The organism is Paraburkholderia heleia NBRC 101817 (genome assembly GCF_000739775.1).
GTDB classification, from domain to species: domain Bacteria; phylum Pseudomonadota; class Gammaproteobacteria; order Burkholderiales; family Burkholderiaceae; genus Paraburkholderia; species Paraburkholderia heleia.
This window is the reverse complement of record NZ_BBJH01000009.1, coordinates 75,911-102,591: the sequence shown is the minus strand read 5'-3', so window position 1 is coordinate 102,591 and position 26,681 is coordinate 75,911. Positions and strand designations below refer to the sequence as shown.

Sequence of the window (26,681 nt, the reverse complement as noted above, 5' to 3'; positions counted from 1 at the left end):
GGATGGCAAGCGTGCCTGGTGTGCATTTCGTCCTGCTGGTCGTGGCTGTCTGGCTCACGGTCGGCGCGCTGGGCCTTGGGGTTCTGCATCGCACGCGGCTTGTCGCACACGGTCTGTTTCCGCTGGGCGCGCTGGCTGGATTGCTGCTGGGAGCGGCAGGTCTTGCCGGCGTCTTCGCCGAACCGTCCACCGTGGTGCTGCCGGTGGGCCTGCCCGGTCTTCCCTTCCATCTGCGCCTCGACCGGCTGTCGGGCTATTTCCTCTTCGTGCTCGGCGTCGTCAGCGCGGGAATCGGCGCCTTTTCCGCCGGCTATTTCCGCAAGGGCGAAGGAACCGCGCCTGGGCTCATCTGTTTTGAATATCACGTGTGCATCGCAAGCATCGCGCTTGTCCTGGTCGCCGACGACGCCTACGTGTTCATGGTTGCCTGGGAAACGTTGACGCTGTCCGCGACGTTCCTCGTGATGACCAACCACCGCATCGGCGAGATCCGTCGCGCCGCCTACCAGTATTTCCTGATTTCCCACGTCGGTGCGCTCGCGCTGCTCCTGTGCTTCGGCATACTGCAGGCTCGCACCGGAGACTACACATTCGCCAACATGCGCGCGCAGTCGCTCGACGCCTTCTGGGCGTCGCTCGCCTTCCTGCTTGCGCTGACCGGATTCGGCGCCAAGGCGGGCGTGTTCCCGCTGCATGTCTGGCTGCCTGATGCCCATCCGGCGGCGCCCTCGCCCGTGTCGGCACTCCTGAGCGGATTCGTGCTGAAAGTCGGCCTGTACGGCATGCTGCGCACCGTGTTCGACCTGCTGCACGTACAGATCGCGTGGTGGGGCGTGCTGCTGCTCGTGCTCGGCGTCGGGACGACGCTGCTAGGCGTGGTGTTCAGCACGATCCAGGTGGACATGAAGCGCCTGCTCGCGTATTCGTCGATCGACAACGTTGGCCTGATGATCGCTGCACTCGGGCTCGCGGTGCTGTTTCGTGCATGCGGGATGCCGCACCTGTCGGCTCTGGCGCTGACTGCGATGCTCTACCAGATCGCTGCGCACGCGTCCTTCAAGAGTCTGCTGTTCCTGGGTACGGGCGCGGTACTGCATGCCACCGGGGAGCGCAATCTCGGCAGGCTGGGCGGCCTGATCCGCTTCATGCCGTGGACCGCGTGGGCCGTCCTTGCCGGCGTCGCGGCCAGCGCCGGCTTGCCGCCACTGAGCGGCTTCGTCGCGGAGTGGCTCCTGCTGCAGAGTTTCCTGTTCGCGCCGGGCTTGCCGAATTCCGTCCTCGCCATGACGGTGCCGATCGTGGCTGCGCTGGTTGCGATGTCGGCGGCGCTCGCCGGGTACACGATGGTCAAGTTCTTTGGCATCGTGTTCCTCGGGCAGCCGAGGGAAGCGAAACTGGCTCGCGCACGCGACGCGAATGCATGGGAGCGGCTCGCGTTCTACTGGTTCGCCGTGGCCGGCGTGCTGCTCGGGCTGATGCCCGTGCAGTTCGTCAAGGTACTGGACCCGGTCACGCGTGCGCTTGTCGGGAGCGGCGTCGCCGCCAGCCATCACGGCTGGCTGCTGTTCGCGCCGGTATCGACTGCCCGGGCAAGCTACATGCCCGCCGTGTTCATGCTGTTCTTCGTTGCCTGCTGCGCGCTCGCCTGGGTCCTGGTGCGGCGCTTCTATCACGGCCGGCTGCGGCGCGCGGCACCCTGGAGCTGTGGCTTTCCGTTCACGACGGCACGCATGCAGGACACAGCCGAAGGGTTCGGGCAGCCGATCCGCGAGATCTTCTCGCCGCTGCTGCGCGTCGAGCGGCAGTTGCCGTCGCCGTTCGATGCGCAACCGGTCTACCGCGTGTCGGTCACCGACCGCACGTGGTCCATTGTCTACGACCGTATCGCGGCGCTCACGCTACGCGTGGCGCAATGGGCCGGGCGGCTGCAGACCGGCAAGATTGCCGTGTACCTGACCTACAGCTTCGCGGTACTGATCCTGCTCCTGATGCTGGTGAAACGATGGTGAGCCTGTCCGGCGTAATCTCGCAGGCCCTCGAGATCGTTGTGGCGCTTGCCGGCGCCCCCCTGCTCACGGGCTGGATCAACCAGTGCCGCGCGCGGCTGCAGAACCGGCGCGCGCCGTCCATCTGGCAGCCGTACCGGATGCTCCACAAGCTGTTCAACAAGGAATCGGTCGTCGCGCATACCGCAAGTCCGGTGTTCCGTGGCGCACCCTACGTCGTCTGGGCGGCAATGACGCTTGCGTGTGCGATCGTGCCGACGCTGTCGACTGAACTGCCGCTGTCGCCCGCCGCGGACGCGATCGCGCTCGTCGGCCTGTTCGCACTCGCGCGAGCCGCGTTGTCGCTCGCCGCAATGGACATCGGCACCGCGTTCGGCACGCTCGGCGCCCGCCGCGAGATGCTGATCGGGTTCCTCGCAGAGCCAGCGCTGCTGATGGTCCTGTTCTCGACTTCGCTGATCACGCAATCGACACTGCTCACGAGCATCGTCGCGACACTCGGTCGGGGCGAGCTCACGATCTATCCGAGCCTGGCCTTCGCGGGGATTGCGTTCACGCTGGTCTCACTCGCCGAGAACGCGCGTCTGCCCGTCGACAATCCGGCCACCCATCTCGAGCTGACGATGATCCATGAGGCGCTGATCCTCGAATATTCGGGGCGGCACCTCGCGCTGATGGAATGGGCGGCGAGCCTCAAGCTGTTCGCGTACTCGTGCATCGGTCTGGCTCTGTTCGTACCGTGGGGCATCGCCGGCGCGGGCAACCCGCTTGCGCTGCTGCTCGCGCTGCCCGTGCTCTTCGTCAAGCTGATGGTGGGCGGTGCAACGCTTGCCGCAGTCGAAACCGCCAACGCGAAGATGCGGATCTTCAGGGTTCCGGAGTTTCTCGCCACCGCTTTCCTGCTCGCGGTAATCGGCATGCTCGTGCATATTCTGCTGGGGGCATGAATGCACGGTTACGCAACGCAACTCATCAACTTCCTCGCGGCCGTGCTGCTCGCGTTGTCGTTCGCGATGCTGAGCCAGCGCCGCATTCTCTCGCTGATTCACCTTTATACGCTGCAGGGTGTCGCGCTCGTGCTGGCGAACCTGATCCTCGGATGGGTGACGGGAGATGCGCACCTGTACGTGTCCGCCGGACTGACGCTCGTGCTGAAGGTCGGCGCGATTCCGTGGATCCTGTACCGGCTCGTGCGCAGGCTCGACGTCCAGACCGATGTCGAGCCGCTCATCAACATTCCGACGACGATGCTCATTGGCATCGTGCTGGTGATCATTGCGTTTAATGTCGCCTCGCCAATCAGCCAGCTCGCGACCTCGGTTGCGCACGGAACACTCGGGATTGCGCTCGCGTGCGTGTTGCTGTCGTTCATGGCGATGATCACGCGCGCGAAGGCGATTCCCCAGGTGATCGGCTTCCTGTCGATGGAGAACGGGCTGTTCTTCGCGGCAACGGCCGCGACCAACGGCATGCCGATGATCGTGGAGCTCGGCATCGGGCTGGACGTGCTGGTTGGGCTTCTGATTCTGGGCGTGTTCATGTTCCAGATCCGGGAGCAGTTCGACAGCCTGGACATCCATCACATCGAGAAACTCAAGGATGAGTGACGCCCACGTCGTGCTCGCCGTACTCGGCATTCCGCTCCTGGCCGCCGCCTGTCTGGCAGGCACACGACCCAGCCATGTCGCGCGTCGCCTGAACGTCGCCTTCAGCTTCGCGACATTCGCGGCAACACTCGTGCTCGCCGCGCGCACCGTCGAACGAGGGCCGTCGTTTGCGTTCGGACGAACATTTTTTGTCGATCCGCTCAACGTGTACCTCGTCGCGCTGACCGCGTTCGTCGGCTGGACGACGTCACTGTTTTCGCGGCCGTACATGCAGGTCGAAGAGGCGCGCAGCCGCATGACCGCAAAGCGCACGCGGCTCTATCACAGCATGTACCAGCTCTTCATGTTCGCGATGCTGCTGGCGCTGCTGACCAACAATCTCGGCGTGCTGTGGGTCGCGATGGAAGCCGCCACGCTCGCGACCGTGCTGCTCGTCAGCGTCTACCGGACAGCCGCGAGCCTCGAGGCCGCATGGAAGTACTTCATCCTGTGCGGCGTCGGCATCGCGCAGGCATTGTTCGGCACGATCCTGCTTTACCTCGCTGCGAGCCGGCAGTTGAGCGGCGACGATGCGCTGCTCTGGACGAGCCTGGCCGCCGCGAGGACGCACCTCGACCCCGGCATCGTATCGATCGCCTTCGTGTTCCTGCTCGTAGGCTACGGCACCAAAGTCGGTCTTGTGCCCATGCATAGCTGGTTGCCGGACGCCCATGCCGAAGGCCCGACGCCCATTTCGGCGGTGCTTTCTGGGCTGCTGCTGAACGTCGCGCTGTACGCGGTGCTGCGCTGCAAGGTGCTCGCCGACGGCGCGCTGGGCAATGGCCTGCCGGGGCAGTTGCTGGTCGGATTCGGGCTCGTGTCGGTGCTGATTGCCGCGTTCTCGCTGTTCCGCCAGAAAGACGTCAAGCGGCTGTTCTCCTGGTCCTCGATCGAGCACATGGGACTGGTCACCTTCGCGTTCGGACTGGGTGGCCCGATCGCGACGTTCGCCGGGCTGCTCCACATGACCGTCCATTCCCTCGTCAAGTCGGCGATCTTCTTCACGGTCGGCCATGCGGCGCAGAAGGCCGGCACGCAGGCGATCGAGGGGATTCGCGGGCTGCGGCAGGTCAGCCCGACAGTCGGCTGGGGGATGATGCTCGGCGCGCTCGCGATTCTCGGTCTGCCTCCGTTCGGCGTGTTTGCAAGCGAGTTCCTGATCCTGACGACCGCCATGAATACGCTACCCTGGACGGCACCCTTGCTGCTGCTCGGACTCGCTGTGGCATTTGCGGCAATCTTCGCGCGCGTGCAGCGGATGGTGTTCGGTGGAACGACGACGGCAAAACCGCTCGAGCATCGCCCCGCGCTGCTGCCGGTATTCGTGCATCTGGGCCTCGGCCTGATGCTCGGTCTTTATGTACCGCCTTACCTGGCAACGTGGTATCGCCAGGCCGCGACGATGCTGGGGGGCTGAAGCATGCGGCTAGACACGGCACAGATCGAAGGCGCGGTCGGGCTGTTCCACGCCGTGGGACAGATTCCGGCTGTCATCGCCGACGTCAACGAAGCGCGGTGGCTCGAAATCGCACACAAGGCGCGCTCGCAAAGCAGCCGGCTCATTGCGATGTGGGGCAGCGAAGCGCTCGAAGGGCATGATTCGGCGAACGCCGCCTACGAATGTGAAGACGGGATACTGTGGGCACGTCTTGCGACGCAGCGTGGCTCGCATCCCGGCGGGAGCTACCCTGATCTTGCTGCCATTTTTCCGTATGCGGCGCGCATGCAGCGCGCGATCTTCGAACTCACCGGCTTGCAGGCCCGCGGCGCGTCAGACACTCGCCCGTGGCTCAATCACGGCAACTGGCCGGCCGATTATTTCCCGTTGCAAAAACAGGCCACCGGCACCGAAGCATTTGAGTCGAGGGAAGCGGATTACCCCTTCGTACAGGTCGCGGGAGACGGCGTTCACGAAATCGCGGTCGGGCCGATCCACGCCGGCATCATCGAGCCGGGGCATTTCCGCTTCTCGGTGGTCGGGGAAAAGGTGCTGCGTCTCGAGGAGCGTCTCGGCTATGCGCATCGGGGTGTCGAGCGGCTGTTCGAACGAACCCCGGCGTCCGGCGGCCAGCGGGTCGCAGGCCGGATTGCGGGCGACTCGACCGTTGCATTTTCGTGGGCCTACTGCATGGCGCTCGAGCAGGCATGCGGTATCGCGGTGCCGAACCGCGCGCTGTACGTACGCGCCCTCCTGCTGGAACGGGAGCGCGTTGCCAATCATCTGGGCGATCTTGGTGCGCTCGGCAACGATGCGGGGTTCGCCTTCGGAATCGCCCAGTTCTCGCGACTCAAGGAAGACTGGATACGCATGAACGCCCACGCCTTCGCGCATCGATATCTGATGGACCGGATCGTGCCGGGGGGTGTGGTAGTCGATATTCGCCCCGAGACAGTTACGGCATTGCTCAGGCAGTGCGACCATATCGAGCGTGAAGTCGACATCATGCGCAAGATCTACGAGGACCAGTCGGGATTGCAGGACCGGTTTGCCGGCGCGGGCCGCCTGACTGCCGATGTTGCCGGGCATTTCGGCGTGCGCGGCATGGCGGCCCGCGCCAGCGGCCACCCATTCGATGTGCGCGCGGCCTTGCAGCCGGCTCCCTATGACGAAGTGACTGTCAAGGCGGCAAGCGATTCGCGGGGCGACGTCGCCGCGCGCGTTGCCGTGCGTTTCGCCGAAATAGACGAGTCCCTGCGCCTGATCCGTGCGCTAATGGTCAACCTTCCAGCCGGACCGCTTGCGGTCGACATGCAGCCGGCAACCACACCTTCGCGCGGGACGGGCTGGGTGGAAGGATGGCGCGGCGACGTGTTCGTGGCACTCGAGGTCGACGCGGGCGATGTGGTTTCGCGCTGCCACTGCCGCGATCCGTCGTGGCAGGCCTGGCCCGCACTCGAGCACGCGATCATCGGTAACATCGTTGCTGATTTCCCGTTGATCAACAAGTCGTTCAACCTGAATTACGCGGGGCACGATCTCTGATGTGGCGGCTTATCCGGCAATTCGCGCGCACCGGCTATTCGGACGAACCGGCGCCGACAGCAGAAGATGCATGGCGACACGAGGAGCAAAAGGTTCATCGCGAAATACTCGATCTCCTCGGGCGCGCGCTGTGCATCCGGCAAATTGATGCGGGCTCCTGTAACGGCTGCGAACTGGAGATCCACGCGTTGAACAATCCTTACTACAACATCGAAGGTCTGGGTATCAGGTTCGTCGCGAGCCCGCGACATGCCGACCTGCTGCTCGTGACCGGGCCGGTGACGCTGAACATGAAGGCGGCGGTGCTCGCAGCATACGACGCGACGCCCGCCCCAAAGCTCGTTGTTGCGGCGGGTGAATGCGCGTGCACGGGCGGAATTTTTTCCGGCAGCTATGCAGTGTGTGGGCCCGTTTCATCGATCCTGCCGGTCGACGTGGCGATCCTTGGATGTCCGCCGCCTCCCATCGATCTGCTGCGGGGCATCCTGACGGCCTGCCGGGCGCGTTAGGGTCAGCGGGCGTCGTCACCCAGGTGCTTCGCGGAAACGATTTCTTCGCCCAGAGATGCGAAGTAGGCTCGCCAGAATTGCACCGCATCTTCCGCAGACGCCTGATCTGGAAGAGACTCGATCTCAAAGACGTCGGAATCCGAAAGGTGTCCAAACATGCACCATCCCTTCAACGCCGCGTCTGTCCCATGCGATATAAGACCTAAAATGGCCGCGCGGCGTTGCTCGATACTCCCGGCTACATAATCGATAAACAGACTCGACTCCGATGGTCGGGAGACGCCAAAAACCTGATACCGGATTGCGCTTTCCATTTCCTCACTCCCGTCTTTGTTGGCTACCTGAGCCTATAAGAAAAGGACGCGCGATTATGTACGCTACCGCTTATGGACATCACAAAAATCGCGGCTTGAACGCGTCGAGGCGTTCTCCACTACGCTGGCTGCGAGATAGTTCATACGATTTGTCCAGCGGACGCGCCGGCGGCGGCGCTGGACCATACTTCTCCAGGCAAACGGCGCAACGTCGCGTCGCGACCGCCACGCCGTCGAACAGCTGAGGCCGCGAAGGGAATAGCCGACGCAGACACGCGTTTGCTTCAACGGATCTCACGACGGCCTCCGTACACGCAGGCCGTCGCCCCCTATGCCAAGCGCACAGCGCAACCCATTCAACACGGCCAGCATGGAACGCGTCCTCTTAGTCGAACCGGACATCGTCATTTCCGGAAATCTCACCAGGTCGTTGACCTCAATGGGCCTGGGCGCTGATATCGAAGGAAGCGGCAGGAAGGCCGTCGGCAAATTAATCGATAACGGTTACCGAATGGCGGTGCTGAACCGCAGACTCCCTGATCTGGACGGACTCTCCGTGCTTTCTTCGATCCGAAGCCTCGGCGTCGCCGTGCCGGTAATCGTCATCGACGCAGCGGGAAGCGTGGAGCGCTGTGTCAGCGCGCTGCGCTCCGGCGCAGACGAATATCTGTCGCTACCGTTCGACTGGGACGAATTCGCCGCTCGCACCATGGCACTCCTGCGCCGCGAATCGCGCCGCAGCCATTGTTCGGATGCTTCCACTCGCACCGTGCTTCACGGCAGCGGCATCACGCTCGATCGCATCCGGCGCAGCGTATCAGTCCGTGAAAAATGCGTGCGACTGCGTCCCATGGAGTTCCGGCTACTCGAATTCATGATGCTCAATCCGGAACGCGTCATCACGCGCGCCGAAATGCTTGAGGTGCTATGGCATCGACACTTCGATCCAGGCACGAACCTGATCGAAGTTCACATCCGGCAGTTACGCTCCAGGCTCGGCGACCTGGCGGGTTCGAGTTCCATCCGTACCGTGCGTGGCGCAGGATATGTTTTCCAGTCGGATACCAGTCAACGTCCCGGTGCCGCTTGCGCTTCCAAACGCCGAATCTCACCGCCTCGATAACGGGTGCGCCCTGATTTCCCTGACCGATGCTCCAGGACGACGTGCCATTTCAAATCGATCGGCGTCGTCGGAATAAAGTCGGCTCGACTCTGTTCGTCCCACTAGACATGTCTATCAGGAGATAACCGATGCGCTCCTTCCGGTATTGGCCGCATACCACGGCAAGCGCTGCAGCACTTCTGTTTTTCGCGGGTTTTCCCCAAATCGGTCACGCAGCGGGTCCGGTAGCCGAGCCGGAGGCGACCTATTTGAAACAGAACGATGTTGCCATGACGAAGATGATGAACGGTATGACCGTCGATCCCACCGGCGATGTCGACCAGGACTTCGTGGCCATGATGGTGCCGCATCATCAAGGCGCCATCGACATGGCGCAGGCGGAACTGCGCTACGGCAAAAATGAACAGCTACGCCGTATCGCACAGGAAATTATCGTCGAGCAACAGCAGGAAATCGTTGCGATGCACCTGGCGCTCGGCCAGACGCTGCCGCCATCGGCACCATCGCCCGATCAGACGGGAGCAGCACCCACCGTTCCAGCGACGAAGGCCCCAGTGCCCACCGGCGACTCAATGCCCATGCCTATGCACATGCAGCACTCCAACACGATGCCCCCCCCCGAGGAGAAGTGATGAAACGTCGTATTTTCCAGCTCGACACGCTCGCAGGCGCCATCGCCCTCGCACTGTCCAGCGTCGCATTCGCCGGACAGGCACCCGGCTCCGAGTCGGCTCCAGACGTGCCGGTGAGTCACCACGATCGCGTGTACGCTGCCGAACAATTTTCGAACACGGTCTCCGTGACCGATCCTGCCGACAACCGGCTGCTTGGCGTGATCCGCCTGGGAGATCCGTCGCCGGGAAACTTCAGCCCGCTCTATCGCGGCCAGGTGCTCGTCCACGGAATGGGCTTCTCGCCCGATCACAAGACGCTCGCCGTGGTGTCGATCGGATCGAACTCTGTCACGTTCATCGATACGGCCACGAATGCCATCAAGCATGTGACATATGTCGGACGTTCGCCGCACGAAGCGTTCTTCACACCTGATGGCAAGGAAGTCTGGGTTACGGTCCGCGGCGAGAACTATGTGGCCGTGCTTGACGGCACGACGTTCGAGGAGAAGACGCGAATCATGACGCCTGCCGGCCCAGGCATGCAGATCTTTTCGCCGGACGGCAAATATGGTTATGTTTGCTCTTCGTTCAATCCGGAGACGGACGTGGTGTCGGTCGCGGATCATCAGATCGTCGGCAAGGTCAAGCAGGACAGCCCGTTCTGTCCGAACATCGCCGCAACGCCTGATGGAAAGCAGGTCTGGTTCACGCTCAAGGACGTGGGACGCACGCAGGTATTCGAAGCAAAGCCGCCGTTCAGGCTGCTGAAGACGCTCGACACGGGCCCGATCACGAATCACGTAAATATCGTCAAGAATGCGAATGGCATGTTCGCATATGTGACAATCGGCGGCCTGAACGAGGTGAAGGTTTTCAGAACCGATGACTATACCCAGGTGGCAACGATCCCGGTTGGCAGCCTGCCTCACGGCGTCTGGCCATCGGGCGACGGTTCGCGTGTCTACGTGGGCCTGGAAAACGGCGACGCGCTCGCCGCGATCGATACGATGACCAACAAGGTGATCGCGCAAGTCGCTATCGGTCAGGCGCCACAAGCGGTCACGTATGTTCCCGACGCAGTACCCAGCGGCGACGGTACCCAGAATCTGCAGCCGCTCGGCGTCGCGGGCAACACCGCTCACCTCCAGATGATTTCCACAGCCGCAGAAATGGGCGCGCCGGCGAAGTCGCCGACCAGCGTGGCGCTCTTCGATCAGGGCCTCTTACAGGTCCTGCAGGCATCGGTAACCGGTCTGAAGCCCAGGCAGCCTTATGTTCTGGGCCTCGCGGACAATCCCGACGGCAGTGGCGCGATCGAGGCCCTCGCAAACTTCATGACCAACCCGGCTGGCTCGGCAATCGTGAATGCGATCGGGCAGATTCGCCAGGTAGTCTCAGTCAACGATCCGCAAGCCAAGGGAGCACGACGCTACCTGGTGATCGCACCTCTCGTTGAAGGCAAACCAGGCCCCGTGGCTCAGATTCAGGCGTTATGAGCGTTTAACAGAAGGGCGACGCAAGAACACCACCGGTTGGGTGGTGGCTGCCAGTGCCTCCCGGCTATCTCGAGGCACGACGCATCCGGCAACAGCACGCCGGGTGCCTTGCGGGCCGCTGAAGCAAGAAGCGGTCAGGCATGCGCCGACCGGCGACGGCCTGGCAGGCCGTCGAGTGGATCGAGGACCGCGTCAGGCAAAATCGCTTCCAATGCGAAACCCGGTCCATGCAGGTGACTCTGGCGGAAGTCAATGCAGACGCGGCTACGGCAGAACGTGAATCACGAGGGTATCGGATGCCGGGTCTCTAGGTCTGCATGGCATCCTTATAGATGCGCCCATCCTTCATGATCAGTTTCAGGTTCTTGCCGGGATCGGCGAGCAGCGCCACATTATCGAGCGGGTTGCCGTCGACGACCAGCAAATCGGCCCACGCGCCCCGCTCCAGCACACCCAGTTTGGCGGGATAGGGATTGCGCTCGCCGGAGAGCGCAAGCAACTCCCCGTTTCGCCCCGTTACCATCCGCAAAATTTCGGAGCCGTTGTACCAGCGTGTCATATTTCCAATCATCAAACCCTGGCGTGCCGCCACCGCCGGCGAGAAGATCAGGTCGGTCCCGAACGCCACCTTGAGTCCGTGCTTGCGTGCGAGTTTGTACATGTTGTTGGTCCCCACGATGACTTCCCGGAACTTGTCGAGGATCGGTCCCGCTAGCGGCCCGACGTCGTCTTCGTTCACGAATGGCTGGGTACTTAACCATGTCCCGTTCTTCGCCATGATCTCGGCTGCATGATCGTCCATCAGATGACCATGTTCGATACATTGCGCGCCTGCTGCCACGGCTCGCTTCACGGCTTCCGGCGTATACGCGTGGACGGCCACATAGGTTCCCCAGTCGCCTGCCGTTTCGACGGCTGCGCGCAGTTGGGGCTCCGTGAAGGTCAGCATGTCGAGTGGACTGCGCGGCGTGGATACGCCGCCGGCTCCCACGAGCTTGATCTGCGTTGCGCCCTGCAGGAATTGCTCGCGCACGCGCAACCGCACTTCGTCGGCCGAATCGGCGATCGCATTCGCGCCGGTCCTTTCCTGCGCACTGACTTCGCCCGTCGTACGCGGGATGTCCGTGAGCGGGCGAAAATCGCCATGACCACCTGTCGTCGTGATCATCGCACCGGACGGATAAATGCGCGGGCCAGGAATCATCCCTGCGTCGATAGCCTGTTTCAGCGCGAATGCCGGGCCGCCCACATCGCGTATCGTCGTGAAACCACGCAGCAACGTACGCTGGGCTTCCGCACTCGCAGCCAGATACACCAGGCCCAGGTCGGCCTGCAAGATCGTCTGGATCGGAAGTGAAGCGAGCATGGCATGCCAGTGCATCTCGATCAACCCAGGCATGATCACCTTGCCGCCGCAATCGATGGTGCGGTTCGCACTGGCAGCGGGTGGCTGGCCTTGCCCCAGCTGTGAAATACGACTTCCTTCGACGACGAGAAACATCCCATCGCGCAGGGCGGCCGACTTGCCGTCGAACAGCCGGAAATTTGTAAACGTGACGGGCTGCGGCGCAGCGGCGGCGGGACTCGAGCCCTGTGCCTGAACGAGTTCCGGCAGTAATGCACTCAGCATGGTCGTCCCCATGCCGATCAGGAATCCTCGTCGCGCGAGGTCGGCGCCGATGCGGCGATTCGCATACTGGGCAAGCGCCTTGTTGCAGAAGCACGAATACATTTGGCTTGTTCTGCCAACGCCACGGTATTTTCCGGAAGCCATGTCTCCCCCATTCGAGTCGAACAGCATGCACAGAAGCGTTGCTTGCGGCCTTTGAACAAGCAACCGAAACAGCCGGTGGCCGGTAACGAGACTTGTTTGAAAGTGTGGCTGATTTTCCGCGCGGATGCACGCACGGCACCAACGAAAACTTACATCTCATGGGCGGCCTTGACAGTGACCGACACTGCCCATCATATGATAAGGTTACCGAACGATATCGGTGGCCGCCCCCCTGGCCGACCCAACGGATCGAACACGAACTCGAGCCGTGGGAGAAGCGCTGCGGGAATCGAGGCACGCGTCAGCGAGATGTCGGCAAGCTCTTCTACTATAAGCGGGAGACCGTGGCCTTTGCCAATATCCTCTTCCGGAAAGATAACCTCGCACCGACCTGACCTGCCTGATTGCTTCAGGCGCTTTCAACCCTGGGACGGCCGCGGTTGCTTCGGTTGAACGTGCTGCTGCATGAATCGCAACGCTGAAAAAGGAGAAAGTCAATGAAGGCTATTCAGGCAATCAAACTAACCGGCGGCGCATTGATCGTCGCCGTTTCGATCGGCGCATGGGCACAGGGGAACGAAACGAGCACTGCGCCGGCCACGTCGCAATCGTCGAAGCAGGCCAACCACGCGTTGGAGAAGAAGGTGCGTGCCGCGCTGGATCACGCGAAGGACGTCAAGGCGGAAAACATTGTGATTCGCGCTCGCGGCGGTGCGGTGACGCTGGAAGGCACCGTTCCGGATTCCTCGCAGGTCGACAAGGCCACTCAAGTCGCTCAGGGCGTCGCCGGGGTGACCTCGGTCAAGAACGCACTGACCATCAAGGAACCGGGTCAGTAAGCCTGGACTTTGGCGGGGCCGCCCTTTCTGTTGTTCTGTTGCATGAGGATGCGGCTTCGCCGTTTGCCCCCGACATTCCGCCCGCCCACAGCGACCTTTAATCCACCGGCCATCGGGACGATCCTGGTCGGCCGTTCTTACGCCCTCTCGCAGGCCCCCCTCAGTCGGAGACCTTTACGCGCCGCCTCGCGCGCCCCTTTCAATCGATCTGCTGATTCCGGTATCGGGTAAACCACGAAAAAGACATCATATGACTTTCTGACCTTATGTATTAGACTGCCCCTCAATGAGAAGGCAGGGGTGATCGCCGGCACGGGCGGCAGCCCAGTGTCTCGCCGCACCACCGATACGAGACAGGAGAAGACGCGAATGCAGACCATGTTGGCTGCTTATCTGCCCGGAAGCGACACGGTCGAAATGCGCCAGGTACCGGTGCCGACACCTGGCATCGGCCAGGTCCTGATCAGGATGCGGGCGTCGGGCATTTGCGGCAGCGATGTGCACTACATCTATCACGGGCATCGAGGCACGGCTTCGCATCCCGAGCCGCTTTATCAAGGCGTCGTGAACGGCCATGAGCCATGCGGGGAGATCGTCGCCATCGGCATCGGGTGCCGCCACTTCCGGCCGGGTGAGCGCGTGCTCGTCTACCACATCTCCGGTTGCGGCTTTTGCGCGAATTGCCGACGCGGCTATCAGATCTCGTGCACCGGACGGCACAAGGCTGCCTATGGCTGGCAGCGTGACGGCGGGCACGCCGAGTATCTGGTGGCCGAGGAGCGCGACCTGATTGCGTTGCCGGACAGCCTGACGTACGAGGACGGCGCGTTTATCTCATGCGGCATCGGCACCGCCTACGAGGGCGTCACCCGCGCGGAGGTTTCAGGCAGCGACTCCGTACTCGTGGTCGGCCTCGGCCCGATCGGCATGGCCGCGGCGATGATCGCCAGAGGCCGCGGCGCGAAGCGCATCATCGGCGTGGATACACAGGCGGAGCGCCTCGATGCGATGCGGGCGCTAAACCTCGTCGATCATCTGATTCCAGCGGGGCCCGACGCCCTCGGGCAGGTCCGCGAGCTCACCCGTGGCGGCGCCGACGTCGCGCTCGACTGCTCGGGCAACGCAGCCGGCCGCCTGCTATCGCTGCAAGGCTCGGGAGACTGGGGCCGCGTGGTCTATCTGGGCGAAACGGGACATGTTCAATTCGAGGTGAGCGCGGATTTGATGCACCGGCAACGCCGCATTTTCGGCTCATGGGTGACGAGCCTCGCCAACATGGAAAAGTGCTGTCACGATCTCGAAGACTGGAAACTGAAGCCGCACACGATGATTTCACACCGCTTCCCGCTCGAACGTGCCGGCGAAGCTTATGCGCTGATGGCCAGCGGCCGTTGCGGCAAGGTCGTCATCACGTTCGACGCGTGACAGCCCACGCGCTCCATGAACCTGCAAGAACAGTTCCCATGGCCCTGATCGACCTCTGCTCGGAACGGCTCGACGTCACGGTATCGACGCTCGGCGGCACCTTGCTGCGTCTCGACGCGCGCCGCGGCGCGGCATGCCTGCCGATCCTGCGTCCTGCGCCGCGCGACGCAACGGTTCCGGCGCTGCGCTCGGCGTGCTTTCCGCTCGTGCCGTTCGGCAACCGGGTGCGCGGCAACAGCTTCACCTGCGCGGGTCAGCCGTACACACTTGCGCCCAACCAGCCCTGGGACGAGCACTACCTGCATGGCGACGGCTGGCTGAATCAATGGGCCCTCGAACAAAGCGATGAGCGATCGGCTACGCTCGTCTACGAGCACGCCGCCAACCCGGCAACACCATACGCCTATCGCGCCATGCAGCGTTTCGAGTTGAGCGGCAACGCACTCACCATGACGCTCTGTGTCACGAATCGTGGTGCGGCGCTGCCGTTCGGGCTCGGCTGGCATCCTTATTTCGTGCTCGAAGCTGACACGCTCCTGCAGGCGCCCGCCAGGTCATACTGGACCGAGCGCGAACAGTACTTGCCCGGCGCCGAAGCGCCGGTGCCCGAGGCGCTGGACTTCCGCCGGGGCGCGCGCTTGCCGCGCCACTGGGTGAACAACGGCTTCGGCGGCTGGGACGGCGCAGCGCACATCGCCTGGCCCAGCCGCGGGCTCGATCTGTCGATCGAGGCGCCCGGCGCCGCGTACTACTTCGTGTTCGTGAGCGACACGCCGTTCGATCCGCACTATCATCACGACTATTTCTGTTTCGAACCGATGACGCACGCAGCGGACAGCCACGCGTCGCCTGACCCACGCGGCCTTGTCACGCTGGCCGCAGGCGCGCAAATGGCATTGACGATGCGTCTTGCGGTATCGATTTCTGCTGGAGCACGCAGATGAGTACGCCCTCCCCTACGACACCTTCCCCTCGAGACAACTCCATCCCGCGCACGACGCTCAGCGAGCGCGTTGCGGCAAAGCTCGCCCAGTTGATCGTCGACGGTGTGCATGCGCCGGGCACCTCGCTGCCAACCGAGCCCCTGCTCGAAAAGCAGTTCGACGTGAGCCGCGTGACGATTCGCGACGCCGTCAAGCTGGTCGCGAACTGCGGGCTCGTCAAGGTTCGCCATGGCTCGGGAATGACCGTGCAGCCTCCGGAAAACTGGCAGTACCTCGATCCGCTCGTGCTGTTCGCGCACGTGAATTCGCCGCGCAGCCAGAAAATGTTGAGCGAGATTCTGGAAGTGCAGCATTTCGCGGAAGCCGAGCTCGCGACGCTCGCGGCGCAACGGCGCAGCGAGGCGAACCTCGCGCGAATGACGGCGCTCGTCGAGCAGATGCGACTGCATCTCGAAGACCATGCGCGCTACACCGCGCTCGACCTCGAATTCCACGAAGCCATTGCGCAGGCTGCGTCCAACGACCTCCTGCGCAACATGCTCGCACCGATTCACCGTGTCGTGCGTGACGGCTACATGCTGACAACCGAGCTGGTCGGAGCGCCCGAACGCTCTCTGGAAGGGCACGTCAAGATTTTGCACGCGATCGGCCGAAGCGATCCGCAGGCGGCCCGCGAAGCCATGAACGAGCATCTCGATCTCTTCCGCGAGCATATCGACATGCGCTTTGGTGAAACTCGCCGCACGCAGCCGTCGCCATTCACGCGGCAACCCCGCCCCGAGATCACCACGCCTCTCTGATTCGCCAAACTCGCGCAGCACGTTTCGCTGCGCACCAGAGGGCGGTATCCAGACAATGCCGCTCCTTTTCAATTACTAAGGATTACAAATCACCAGGAGACGAAAATGAGCGGAAAGGCAGGCTGGAATCTGGCACGGATCGCACGGGCAGGCTTGCTCATCGGCCTCGCACTGTTTGGCACGCTAAGTACCATTTCGCGTGCCGAGGCGAAAGACGTGACGATCGGCGTGTTGTATCTCGATTCGCAGGGTTACTACGCCGGCGTGCGTAGCGGTATCCAGAAAGCGGCCTCCGGGAGCGGCGTGAGCGCGAGGGTTCTTGACAGCAACTCGGGCGGCGATCTTTCGAAAGAAAGCTCGTTCATCGACTCGATGATCGCGACCAGGGTTTCGGCCATCGTCGTTTCGGCCACCTCGGCCGACGGCTCGGTGCGTGCGATCCGGGCGGCGTCGCGCGCGGGCATTCCTGTCGTTTGCTACAACACTTGCATCAACCAGCGCGGCGTCGAGCAGTATGTGTACGCGTATGTCGTCGGTGACGCTTACGTGTTTGGTCAGAAGCTCGGCAACGCCGCGGCCGATTACCTGCAAAAGGCGGGTGTGGCCCATCCGCGCATTGGCGTGTTGAACTGCGAATTCCTCGAAGTCTGCGTGCAGCGGCGCAAGGGCTTCGAAGACGCGCTCAAGCACCGCATCCCGGACGCGCAGATCGTCGCCAACCAGGAAGGCACGATCCTCGACAAGGCCATTTCCACCGCACAAGCGATGTTGTCGGCGCAGCCTTCGATCAACGTGCTGGTCGGCGAATCCGGCGGCGCGACGCTGGGCGCCACGAAGGCCGTCGAGAAGTCCGGGCGGGCGGGCTCGGTGGTCGTGTTCGGCTGCGACATGACGACGGACATCGCCAACGAACTGGCGTCGGGCGCGGTGCTCAAGGGCATTGTCGATGTGTCGGGTATCGAAGTCGGCAAGCTCGCCTTCGCGGAGGCGACGAGTGCGGCGCAAGGCAAGAAGGCCGCGTCGAAGATCATACCGGCCACGATCACGGCCTACACGAGCCCCGCCGCCGCGAACGCCTGGCGCAAGGCTCACGCGGACGGCCTGCCCTGACTCCCGCTGTGCCCCCATCGTTACGATCGAAACCGGAGACGTATTCGTGAACACAGGATCAACCGATCATGGCGCCGTGGCCGAGGTTCGCGGCGCCGTGAAGCGATATGGCGGCGTGCTGGCGCTCGACCACGTCGACTTCGCGATTCATGCAGGCGAAGTCCGCGCACTGCTCGGCAAGAATGGCGCAGGCAAATCGACGCTGATCCGTCTGCTGGCCGGCGCGGAGCGTCCCGATACCGGCGCGGTCCTTTTGGGCGGCGCGCGCGTGCCGGAGAACACCGATATGCTCGCACGGCACGCCGCGGGTGCGGGCGTGAGGGTCGTCTACCAGGAACTGAGCCTCGTCCCCGACATGAGCATCGAGGAGAACCTGTACCTCGGCGCATGGCCGCGCAAAGGCGCTGTGCTCGACTACAACGCCATGCGCGCAGGCGCGTCGGCCGCCCTCGCACGGGTCGGGCTCGAAAGCGTCGACCCGCGCCAATGGGTTGTCACGCTGACGGCGGCGGAGCGGCAACTCGTCGAAATCGCGCGAGCGCTGATGGGCCATCCGAGGCTGGTCATTCTCGACGAGCCAACCAGTTCGCTTACGGACCGTGAAGCGCGCCGCGTGCTCGATGCCGTCCAGCAAATGAGCGCGACCGGCATTGCGGTGATCTACGTGAGCCACCGCATGAAAGAGATTCGCCAGGTCGCGCAAACGGCGACCGTCATGCGCGACGGCCGCGCCTCGCCCACGCATCGACTCGCCGAGATGAGCGACGCCGATATCGTCGAGCTGATGCTCGGCCACGGACAGGCCGCAGCGCCGGCGGCGCTGCGCTCGCACGTGCGAGACGAGGTCGCGCTGTCCGTCACCGGCCTTTGCGCGCCACCGAAGCTCATCGATATCGGGTTGACACTCAGGCGCGGCGAAGTCCTTGGCATCGCAGGGCTCCTTGGCTCGGGGCGCAGCGAACTCGTACGCGCCATCGCCGGGCTCGACCCGGTGCGCGGCGGCGAACTCGTTTTCCGCGGCGAACGGCACACGCGCTGGCACTATCGCCAGTTGCTCGAGAACGGGCTCGGCTTCACGCCGGAAAGCCGCAAGGAACAGGGCATTTTTCCGCAACTGGGCGTGGACGAGAACATCGTGCTGACTAACCCGCGCAAGGTGTCGCGCGCCGGCATGCTCTCGGCGGCGCGCATTCACGACGCCGCCGCGGCGGTCATCCGCAGCATGGGCATCAAGGCCGGCACGCCCGCGATACCGATCAGCACGCTTTCCGGCGGCAATCAGCAAAAAGCGGTGATCGGCCGCTGGGTTCACGCGCGCGCGCAGATCCTCTTGCTCGACGAACCCACGCGCGGCGTGGACGTCGACGCGAAGCAGCAGATCTATACGATCATGCGTGCGCTCGCCGCCGAAGGCAACAGCGTGATTTTCGTCTCGAGCGAGCTCGAGGAACTGCCGCTGGTTTGCGACCGCGTCGCCGTGATCCGCGACGGCCGCATCGCCGAGGAGCTTGCCGCCCCCGCCATCACCACCCAGGCACTGATGTCGGCCTGCCTGTTCGAAGCATCAACAGGAGATCAACGATGAACCTGTCTGCCGTGAGCGCCGCGCAAGCGCGCCCGAATTTTCGTTTCAGCCAGCATTTGAACGAGATCGGCCTGCTAGGCGTGATCATGCTGCTCTATATTCTTTTTGGCGCGATGGCGCACGGCTTTCTCTCGTTCGAAAACCAGATGAACATCCTGCGGGATGCGTCCACCATCGGCATTGCCGCATGGGGCGCGACGATGATCATCATTGCGGGTGAGATCGACGTGAGCGTCGGCCCGATGGTCGCGTTCCTCTCCGTGATCTTCGCGTATCTGCTGCGCTTTCAGGTGCCGCTCGCGGCAGCTGCCGGCCTCGCGCTGATCCTCGGTGCGGCGCTCGGTTCGGTTGCAGGCGCGCTGCGCGCGCTTTTCAACGTGCCGTCGTTCATTGCAACGCTCGGTCTGTGGAGCGCGCTGCGCGGACTCGCGCTCTTCATGAGCAACGCGCTGCCCATAACCTTCGACGAGAGCGACTTCCTCGATCGTCTCGGCGACAACGTGCTTGGCGTGCCCTGCTCCGCGCTCGTCATGCTGGTGCTGTTCTTCGTCTTCCTGTTCGTGAGCCGCAAAACGGCCTACGGGCGTTCGACCTTTGCGATCGGCGGCAACGCCCATGCCGCCTCTTTGTGCGGCATCGACGTAAAGCGCATTCGCATGACCCTCTTCGCCGTCGCGGGCGTGCTTGCCGGCATTTCGGGCCTCCTGCTGACCGCGCGGCTCGGCTCCGGCAACGCGGGCGCGGCCTCCGGTCTGGAATTCGACGTGATCGCCGCCGTCGTGGTGGGCGGCACGTCGCTCTCCGGCGGCCGCGGGTCGATGACAGGCACCCTGCTCGGCGTGCTCGTCATCACGCTGATCGGCAACGGCCTCGTGCTGATGGGCGTGAATCCGTTCTTCCAGCAAGTCGTGCGCGGATTCATCATCGTGATTGCGGTGCTGATGAACATTGGCCTCGGCAAACGGGGCAGCCGCTAAACCGGCGTGCCATCGTTCTGGCCGCGTCGCAGATTCGGGCCCCCGCCGCCGGCAACGCATCGCGATAGAGCCGGCCATCGCGGCAAGCCACTCCCGCACATCGGGTGCCAGACGCAGCGGATTGAACGGCTCAGCGGGAGAAACGTCCATTCATGGCGACGCAATCTCCCGCATGGCATGGATCAAAACCGCGTCTGCAAGCCAATCCGCCCGATGAACTGCGAAGGGCCGCTCGACGCCACCATCACGTCGTTGATCTGCGCCATCGCCCCCTCGTTCGTACGCTGATAGACGCTGGCGACATACACGCTGGTTCGCTTCGAGAGAAAGTACGACAGCATCGCGCTGAGCTGGTGGGCGTGGTTGTTGTCGACGACCTTGTTGCCCTTCATGTACATATACGTACCACTCAATGCCCACTCCGGCGCGATTTGCCACAGACCGCCCAGCTCCGCCTGCCAGACTGCCGCGCCGTTCAACTCATTGCGCACGGCGGTGTAAAGCCCTGTTACTGTCACCGGGCCGAAGCCGTAGTGAGCGCCAAAGCCCCAGTTGCGCACGCTATCCTGTACACCGGCGACCGCCGTCTTCGTTTGCGTATAAGCCGCATTGGCACCGAAAGCGCCGTGGACGTAGTTAAGACCGAAACTCATCCCGCTCTCCGAGCCGAACGATCCCGCCACGCCACCGAAGCCGTACATCGCGCCGGCGGAGAAGCCACCGAAGCTCGGGCTCGCATACTTGACCGAGCTATGGATGGGTCTGGATCCCGCCATGCCATCCCAGTCGAACGCGCCGGTCGGATTGTTCGGCAGCGCGAGTTTCGCAAATGGTCCGTTACGGAAATCGTAGACGCCCTGCGCATAGATCGCGCCATCGTCCAGACCGAAGAACAGCGAATCGATGAGGAAATCGTACTGGTTGCCGAAGGTCAGCTTGCCGAAGTGATCGTCGTCCAGACCGACAAACGCGTTGCGGGTGAACAGGCTGCCGCCGGGCATGAACGTACCCGAACCCAGTTCGAACTGGCTCGTGAGATCGAAGATCGCGCGCGTACCGCCTCCGAGGTCCTCCTTGCCGAGAAATCGCAACAGGTTTGGCACGGCAATGCCGTCGTCGAACTTGACGACGTGGCTGCCACCTTCATTGCTGACGTAGGACACGCCCCCATCCAGCAGGCCTGTCAACGTGACGCTGCCTTGTGCGTTGGCGTGGCACGCGAACAGCAGGCTCGCGGCAAAACAGAAGGTTTTCATTTCCATCGACGATCTCCGTTCCTTGTTTGATCTATTCCAGGCTTCACGTCACATCAACGCCGCCTGTGTGTTCCAGCTGAATGAATCCGGTCAGGCAGGTGCCTTATACGGCGTCTCCCGGTACGCCAGGCGCGTCTAGCGGTGTCGCGCTGCCGCGCCGGCGCGGCGAAGTCTCGGCGAGAAACAACGACACCACGGCGCCCGCGACGAGCCCGCCGAACGCGAAAGTCAGGGTGGACGGCAAGCCGAAATGCTGCGCGACGAAGCCCGCGATGGCCGGCGCCAGACCACCGCCGAAGATTTCGCCGGCACCCGACACGAAGCCGATGGACGATGCAACAAGACCCGCGGGAGCCGCCTCAGTCGCAATCGGTCCACTCAGCAGCCCGAGCAGCCCCAGTGCGAAAACCGAGACGCCGAACAACAGACCGAACAGCGCCAGCTGATTCGCACCCGTCCGGGCGAACAGATACAAAAAGACCGCCGCACCGACAAACGCGATCAGTGCCGCGTTACGCCGCCCGATGAAATCCGATATGCCGGCCACGCCGAACGAGCCCACAAAGCCGCCAAAGCCGATCGCCGAGACGACGAATCCCATCTGCTGCGTATCGAGATGCAGCACCTCGACGAGATAAGTCGGCACCATCGCGCTGACCACGAAAATGCCGGTCATCGCGCACAGGATCGCCAGCGTCGCCAGCCAGACGTTGCGGCTGCCGAAGAGCCCGCTCCAGCGCGGTCGGTCCTGGGCCGATGCAAGGCCCGGCAGCTCGCTCTTCGGCTTGTCGCGCAGCGTGCGCGAGATCAGGACGGCGACGATCAGACCCGGGACAGCCGAAATCATGAACACCCAGTGCCACGACGGCACGACGCGCAGCAACTGCGTGGCCAGAATTGGCGCAAAGCCCAGACCGAGCAGCGAGAACATGCTCAACTGGAGGCCCTGGTTGAAGCCGCGCCGTGAAGGCAGGGACGCCTCGCCTGTGGCAGCGACACTCGCAGGAGTAAACGCCCCCTCGGCCACGCCCATCACCGCACGGATCAGCATCAGGCTCGCAAACCCGGAAGCGAGGCCCGACAAACTCGACAGCAGCGAGAAAGCGACCATGGAGACGATCAGAATCTTCTTGCGGCCGATCCGGTCGGCCACCGACCCCATTGCGATCGCCCAAACGCCCCAGGCAACGCTCAGAATGCCGATCAGGCTACCGAGCTGCTGAAAGTTGAGATTGAGGTCGTGCATCATGTGCGGGAACAGCGGCGCGACGATCCAGCGGTCGAGGCCCACCAGACCGAAGCCGAGCCCGAGCAGGACCAGTGTTTTTATTTCGTATACCGAATCATGTTCCAGACGATGACTCGAATCGTTGGGCAAATGAGCATGCATGCGTGTCTCCTGTTGATGTGTCCCAGATTGCTTATGCGATATATTTATTATTCATAATAAGTTGTTTCTCAAAAAATGCAACAATCCGGCTTTAGGGGAAAACGATGAATCGGCAGAACCCGGTAGCAGCCGTGGGGAGCGGGACGAACGGATGCCTTAAGGCGCGGTAACGACCGGATAAGCAGGCGTTGACGACAGAAAGCGCCATCCCACTCTTGGCCAGCCTCGCTTGCGCCACGCCCTGGAGAGCGTGCTGGCGACCGGCTTCGCGAGGAATTCCGCCTGAAAATACCGCCGATCGACGTGCTATGATCCAAAGCGCCCGCCACACAGAATTGGCCCATTGCCATGTCGACCAAATCCGTTTCCAGTAACCCCGCCGACGATCTCGCGGATCAGGTCGACCAGTCAGAATTGCTCGATCTTCTCGGCTACAACATCCGCCGCGCCTATCTCGTCATCCAGTCGACCTTCGACGCGCAGATGGAAAAGCTCGAGCTGCGGCAGGCCGATTTCGCGGTACTGTCGACGTTGCGCCACAACCCGGGTATCAACCAGAAGGCACTCGCCGACGCGCTGGCCATCGCACCGCCCAACCTGGCCACGTTGCTGGACCGGCTCGAATCGCGCGGTCTGCTGACACGACAGCGCAGCGTCGACGACAGACGCATTCAGCATGTCTCGTTGACTCCACAGGGCACGCGCCTGCATAGCCAGGCACTCAAGTCCGCCCAGAAAGCGGACGAGGTTGCCGTGCACATGCTTTCCGGCGCCGGACGCGAGCAGCTCAAAACACTCCTGGCAAAAATTTTCGCCAGCTAGATGGCGGGCAACTGACCGGGGCTTCGACTGCGCCCCGGCCCGATCGAGAACGCTCAGTACGACGCGGATTCGACCAGCATCAGCGCATCGAGCGCGAGCGCGCCACGTCCGTTCGGATAGACGACCACCGGATTCAGGTCGATCTCGCGGATGGCCGGCTCGGACTGCAGCAACACGCCCAGACACACGACGATATCTGCGAGTGCGCCGACGTCCCGTGCAGGCTCACCGCGAAAACCGTGCAGCAACGCAGCCCCCTTGAGCAGGCCGATCTCGCGTATCACGGCGTCCCTCGGCAGGTCGTGCGGCAACAGGCGAACGTCGTGCATGATCTCGGCTGCCACGCCACCGAAACCGACCAGAATCACGGGACCCCACTGCGGATCGTTGCGCGCACCGACGATCATCTCAAGGCCGCGTTCGCCCATTGCCTCGACCAGCACGCCATCGACCACGGCCGCCGGCACGTGGCGCTTCACGTTGCTGCCCAACTGCATCCACGCCGTCCTCAATGCCTGCGGGCCATCAACGCCGAGCATCACGCCACCGATGTCGCTCTTGTGGCTGATATCGCCCGACTGCACCTTGAGGGCGACCGGGTAACCCACCCGCTCTGCAATCGCGATCGCGTCGTCGATGTCAGCAGCGATTGCGCCGCGCGCGAACGGGATACCCAGCGGCGCGAGCATCTCTTTCGCACGGTATTCAGGGACAACGCCCCCGCACGCAGGCAGGCGAATCTCCACCGGCTCCGCATCTGCCGCGGTGAAATCCCGCCCTCCGAGTTCGACGAGACGCGCCACAGCGCGCAACGCGCGTTCCGTGGCCGGGAAGTACGGGATGCCCAGCTCGCGCATCTGTTCGACGTATTCGGCCGGCACCGCTGCGCCTTCGTCCAGACCGGCGCAGATCACGGGCTTGGCCGGACGCAGTTCACGCACCGCGCGCAATACGGGCGGCATCTTGATCGCACAGGTGACGGGATCGGTCTGGATCAGGCCGACCACGATCGCAGAAAACCGGGCATCGTCGAACAGTGCCGAGAGCGTGCGGTAGTAGAGCTCGGGATCCACCAGGCCCTGCGCGGTCAGATCGAGCGGATTGCTGACCGCGACGAACGCCGGCATCGCAGCGCGCAGGGCGGGTGCATCGTCGTCGCTCAGCGGCGGCAGCTCGAGGCCAAGCCTTTCGCAGATGTCGAGGCACAGGGCCTTGAATGCGCCCGATTCGCCGACAATCGCCGTGCCGCGTGATGGCAGGTGCGCGCAACGCAGGCCGATTTCCGCAATATCGCCGAGTTCTTCGAGCGTCTGCGCGATCACGACGCCTGCACGTTCGACCTTGATGCGCATGAGCGAGTGGTCGCCGGCCATCGCACCCGTATGCGTCGCGGCCGACGCGCGCGCCGCGGCGCTCCTGCCGGGATGCAGCAGCACCAGCAACTTGCCGGCCCGGCGGGCGTTGCGTGCGATCTCCAGCAGTCGAGCCGGCTGCCGGAACTGCTCGGCAATCATCGCGACGACGCGAGTGCCGGGATCATCCAGCAGGAACTGCAGGTAGTCCTCGAGATGGCTCGCCGCCTCGTTACCGGTCGAAACCGCATAGGACAACGGTAGCTCGCGGCTCGCCAGCGTCGTATTGAGCACCGCCATCATGGCGCCGCTCTGGGAGAGAATCCCGATCGCGGGCCGGCTGCGATTGCGGCTCGCCTGCTCCACACTCACGGCCGTTTCGATAAACGTCAGCGGCACACGCTCCAGATAGTTGATGCAACCGAGGCAGTTGGGCCCCTCCACGAGCATGCCGGTTTCCCTGGCAATCCTCGCGATCTCCTGCTGCTGCGCGATTCCCTGCGCACCCGCCTCGGCGAAGCCCGCCGAGAAGATCACCACGGCGCCCACCTTGCGCACGGCAAGCTGGCGCACCGCATCCAGCACCGCCGCCTGCGGGATCGCCAGCACGGCTACGTCGACGCCGTCCGGCAGCTGCCCGATCGAGTTCACGCACGGCCGGCCGTTGATCTCGTCGCGCTTCGGATTGACCAGATAAATCTGGCCCCGGTAGTCGTTGCGCTCGAGATTGGCCAGCACCGATGCGCCGAGTGCACCCGGCGTCGGCGAAGCCCCGACGATGGCAATCGACGACGGCCGCAGCAGACGCGCCACGGCCTGCCCAGTCGCGGCGGGCCGAACTCCAGACTGGATCATGTCCATGTCAACAGGTCTCCTGCGCTCAGACGCGCTGTCGCGTCAGGTCGTAAGTGCCAAGGCCGGGCTTGTAGGTCTTGTCGTCAAGGAACTGTTTGAGCCCCTCCTTGCGCCCGTCGTCGTAGCTATTGGCAGCTTCCTGAGCTCGCACAAGAAAATCCTCGGCGTTGTCATAGGTCATCTCGCGCACGCGTCGGATCGCATCCTTGGTCGCCTTCAGGGCGACCGGATTCTTCTTCAGCAGCGCCTGCGCGACTTCCACAACGCGCGTGCGCAGTTGCGCAGCGGGGACAGCCTCGTTCACGAGGCCCCATTCTTCGGCCTTGCGGCCGTCGATGTTCTCGCCCAGCATCGCGTGATACATCGCGCGCCGGAACGAAAGCAGCTCGGCCGCGACCTTCGATGCGCCGCCGCCCGGCAGGATGCCCCAGTTGATTTCCGAAAGACCAAATCGGGCTTCCTCGGCGCAGAACGCGAGATCGCAAGCGAACAGCGGACCGTATCCGCCACCGAAACACCAGCCGTTGATCATGGCAATGGTGGGTTTCTGGTACCAGCGCAGGCGTCGCCACCAGCCGTAGCTCTCGCGCTGGGCCTTGCGTGTCCCGGCCAGACCGTGGGCCTCCGTATCGCGGAAGTATTCCTGGAGATCCATGCCGGCCGTCCACGCGGTGCCTTCACCGGTCAGCACAAGCACGCCCACGTCCGGATGGAATTCCAGCTCGTCGAGCACCTGCATCATGCGCCGGTTCAGCGCCGGACTCATTGCGTTGCGCTTTTCCGGCCGGTTGAACTTCACCCATGCCACGCCGTCCTCGATGCTGAAAACGACCGTTTGTTCCTCTGCCTGACTGCTCATTG

General features: G+C 63.4%; 23 protein-coding genes. 17 read left to right on the top strand and 6 right to left on the bottom strand.

The genetic code is table 11. The annotated features are described in order from the left end of the window. The first annotated feature begins 2 nt into the window (after positions 1-2). Genes hyfB through BHE01S_RS10390 form a run of 6 tightly spaced genes read left to right on the top strand, consistent with a single transcriptional unit; the run spans position 3 to position 7,144 of the window. Entirely contained in the window at positions 3-2,009 is a 2,007-nt protein-coding gene (gene hyfB, locus BHE01S_RS10415; protein ID WP_042263481.1) for a hydrogenase 4 subunit B, read from the top strand. Then, positions 2,003-2,953, top strand: coding sequence for a respiratory chain complex I subunit 1 family protein (locus tag BHE01S_RS10410; RefSeq protein WP_042263479.1), 951 nt, complete (start codon positions 2,003-2,005; stop codon positions 2,951-2,953). Before hyfB ends, BHE01S_RS10410 begins: the two co-directional genes overlap by 7 nt. Beyond that, the gene (locus BHE01S_RS10405; protein ID WP_042263477.1) at positions 2,954-3,613 is read left to right on the top strand and encodes a formate hydrogenlyase; all 660 of its coding nucleotides are present in this window, start codon (positions 2,954-2,956) and stop codon (positions 3,611-3,613) included. Further along, complete coding sequence (locus BHE01S_RS10400; protein ID WP_042263475.1) at positions 3,606-5,069, top strand: hydrogenase 4 subunit F; 1,464 nt, start codon at positions 3,606-3,608, stop codon at positions 5,067-5,069. The genes BHE01S_RS10405 and BHE01S_RS10400 overlap by 8 nt, the downstream gene beginning before the upstream one ends. A 3-nt stretch (positions 5,070-5,072) precedes the next feature. Then, positions 5,073-6,635, top strand: a complete 1,563-nt coding sequence (locus tag BHE01S_RS10395; RefSeq protein WP_042263474.1) for a hydrogenase large subunit — start codon at positions 5,073-5,075, stop codon at positions 6,633-6,635. Continuing rightward, on the top strand, positions 6,635-7,144 hold the full coding sequence (locus BHE01S_RS10390; protein ID WP_042263472.1) for an NADH-quinone oxidoreductase subunit B family protein: 510 nt from the start codon (positions 6,635-6,637) through the stop codon (positions 7,142-7,144). Before BHE01S_RS10395 ends, BHE01S_RS10390 begins: the two co-directional genes overlap by 1 nt. A 2-nt stretch (positions 7,145-7,146) precedes the next feature. Here the strand turns inward: BHE01S_RS10390 and BHE01S_RS10385 are convergent, their stop codons facing one another. Continuing rightward, positions 7,147-7,458, bottom strand: a complete 312-nt coding sequence (locus BHE01S_RS10385) for a hypothetical protein (protein ID WP_042263470.1) — start codon at positions 7,456-7,458, stop codon at positions 7,147-7,149. 370 nt (positions 7,459-7,828) lie between these two features. Here BHE01S_RS10385 and BHE01S_RS10380 point away from each other — a divergent pair, with 370 nt between their 5' ends. From BHE01S_RS10380 to BHE01S_RS10370, 3 genes are all read left to right on the top strand, one after another. Further along, on the top strand, positions 7,829-8,581 hold the full coding sequence (locus tag BHE01S_RS10380) for a response regulator transcription factor (RefSeq protein WP_042263468.1): 753 nt from the start codon (positions 7,829-7,831) through the stop codon (positions 8,579-8,581). Positions 8,582-8,709: 128 nt separating this feature from the next. After that, on the top strand, positions 8,710-9,213 hold the full coding sequence (locus BHE01S_RS10375; RefSeq protein WP_084068727.1) for a DUF305 domain-containing protein: 504 nt from the start codon (positions 8,710-8,712) through the stop codon (positions 9,211-9,213). After that, positions 9,213-10,691: a YncE family protein gene (locus tag BHE01S_RS10370; protein ID WP_042263466.1), complete on the top strand. Its 1,479-nt coding sequence runs from the start codon at positions 9,213-9,215 to the stop codon at positions 10,689-10,691. The genes BHE01S_RS10375 and BHE01S_RS10370 overlap by 1 nt, the downstream gene beginning before the upstream one ends. A 307-nt stretch (positions 10,692-10,998) precedes the next feature. Here the strand turns inward: BHE01S_RS10370 and BHE01S_RS10365 are convergent, their stop codons facing one another. Next, entirely contained in the window at positions 10,999-12,465 is a 1,467-nt protein-coding gene (locus tag BHE01S_RS10365; RefSeq protein WP_245639697.1) for a metal-dependent hydrolase family protein, read from the bottom strand. 497 nt (positions 12,466-12,962) lie between these two features. Here BHE01S_RS10365 and BHE01S_RS10360 point away from each other — a divergent pair, with 497 nt between their 5' ends. The 7 genes from BHE01S_RS10360 (at position 12,963) to BHE01S_RS10330 (ending at position 20,145) form a co-directional block, all read left to right on the top strand. Beyond that, on the top strand, positions 12,963-13,304 hold the full coding sequence (locus BHE01S_RS10360) for a BON domain-containing protein (protein ID WP_042263464.1): 342 nt from the start codon (positions 12,963-12,965) through the stop codon (positions 13,302-13,304). 369 nt (positions 13,305-13,673) lie between these two features. Then, the gene (locus BHE01S_RS10355; RefSeq protein ID WP_042263461.1) at positions 13,674-14,729 is read left to right on the top strand and encodes a zinc-dependent alcohol dehydrogenase family protein; all 1,056 of its coding nucleotides are present in this window, start codon (positions 13,674-13,676) and stop codon (positions 14,727-14,729) included. A 38-nt stretch (positions 14,730-14,767) separates the two neighbouring features. Then, complete coding sequence (locus BHE01S_RS10350) at positions 14,768-15,673, top strand: aldose 1-epimerase (protein ID WP_042263460.1); 906 nt, start codon at positions 14,768-14,770, stop codon at positions 15,671-15,673. After that, a complete protein-coding gene (locus BHE01S_RS10345; RefSeq protein ID WP_084068726.1) occupies positions 15,670-16,473 on the top strand; it encodes a FadR/GntR family transcriptional regulator in 804 nt (267 codons plus the stop codon). The genes BHE01S_RS10350 and BHE01S_RS10345 overlap by 4 nt, the downstream gene beginning before the upstream one ends. Before the next feature lie 105 nt (positions 16,474-16,578). After that, on the top strand, positions 16,579-17,583 hold the full coding sequence (locus tag BHE01S_RS10340) for a substrate-binding domain-containing protein (protein WP_042263455.1): 1,005 nt from the start codon (positions 16,579-16,581) through the stop codon (positions 17,581-17,583). A 46-nt stretch (positions 17,584-17,629) separates the two neighbouring features. After that, on the top strand, positions 17,630-19,168 hold the full coding sequence (locus BHE01S_RS10335; RefSeq protein WP_042263453.1) for a sugar ABC transporter ATP-binding protein: 1,539 nt from the start codon (positions 17,630-17,632) through the stop codon (positions 19,166-19,168). Then, positions 19,165-20,145, top strand: a complete 981-nt coding sequence (locus BHE01S_RS10330) for an ABC transporter permease (RefSeq protein WP_042263451.1) — start codon at positions 19,165-19,167, stop codon at positions 20,143-20,145. Before BHE01S_RS10335 ends, BHE01S_RS10330 begins: the two co-directional genes overlap by 4 nt. A gap of 182 nt (positions 20,146-20,327) precedes the next feature. On the opposite strand, the gene BHE01S_RS10325 is transcribed toward BHE01S_RS10330, so the two are convergent. Both BHE01S_RS10325 and BHE01S_RS10320 read right to left on the bottom strand, forming a co-directional pair. Next, a complete protein-coding gene (locus BHE01S_RS10325) occupies positions 20,328-21,407 on the bottom strand; it encodes a porin (RefSeq protein WP_042263449.1) in 1,080 nt (359 codons plus the stop codon). 97 nt (positions 21,408-21,504) lie between these two features. Further along, positions 21,505-22,791, bottom strand: a complete 1,287-nt coding sequence (locus tag BHE01S_RS10320; protein ID WP_042263448.1) for an MFS transporter — start codon at positions 22,789-22,791, stop codon at positions 21,505-21,507. A 348-nt stretch (positions 22,792-23,139) separates the two neighbouring features. On the opposite strand from BHE01S_RS10320, the gene BHE01S_RS10315 reads away from it, so the two are divergent. Continuing rightward, positions 23,140-23,613: a MarR family winged helix-turn-helix transcriptional regulator gene (locus BHE01S_RS10315; RefSeq protein WP_042263446.1), complete on the top strand. Its 474-nt coding sequence runs from the start codon at positions 23,140-23,142 to the stop codon at positions 23,611-23,613. 53 nt (positions 23,614-23,666) lie between these two features. On the opposite strand, the gene BHE01S_RS10310 is transcribed toward BHE01S_RS10315, so the two are convergent. Together BHE01S_RS10310 and BHE01S_RS10305 are read right to left on the bottom strand one after the other, a co-directional pair. Beyond that, positions 23,667-25,826 carry an acetate--CoA ligase family protein gene (locus BHE01S_RS10310; protein ID WP_042263444.1) on the bottom strand — a complete coding sequence of 720 codons (2,160 nt, stop codon included), beginning with the start codon at positions 25,824-25,826 and terminating at the stop codon, positions 23,667-23,669. 19 nt (positions 25,827-25,845) lie between these two features. Then, complete coding sequence (locus BHE01S_RS10305) at positions 25,846-26,679, bottom strand: p-hydroxycinnamoyl CoA hydratase/lyase (protein WP_042263441.1); 834 nt, start codon at positions 26,677-26,679, stop codon at positions 25,846-25,848. Positions 26,680-26,681 lie beyond the last annotated feature (2 nt).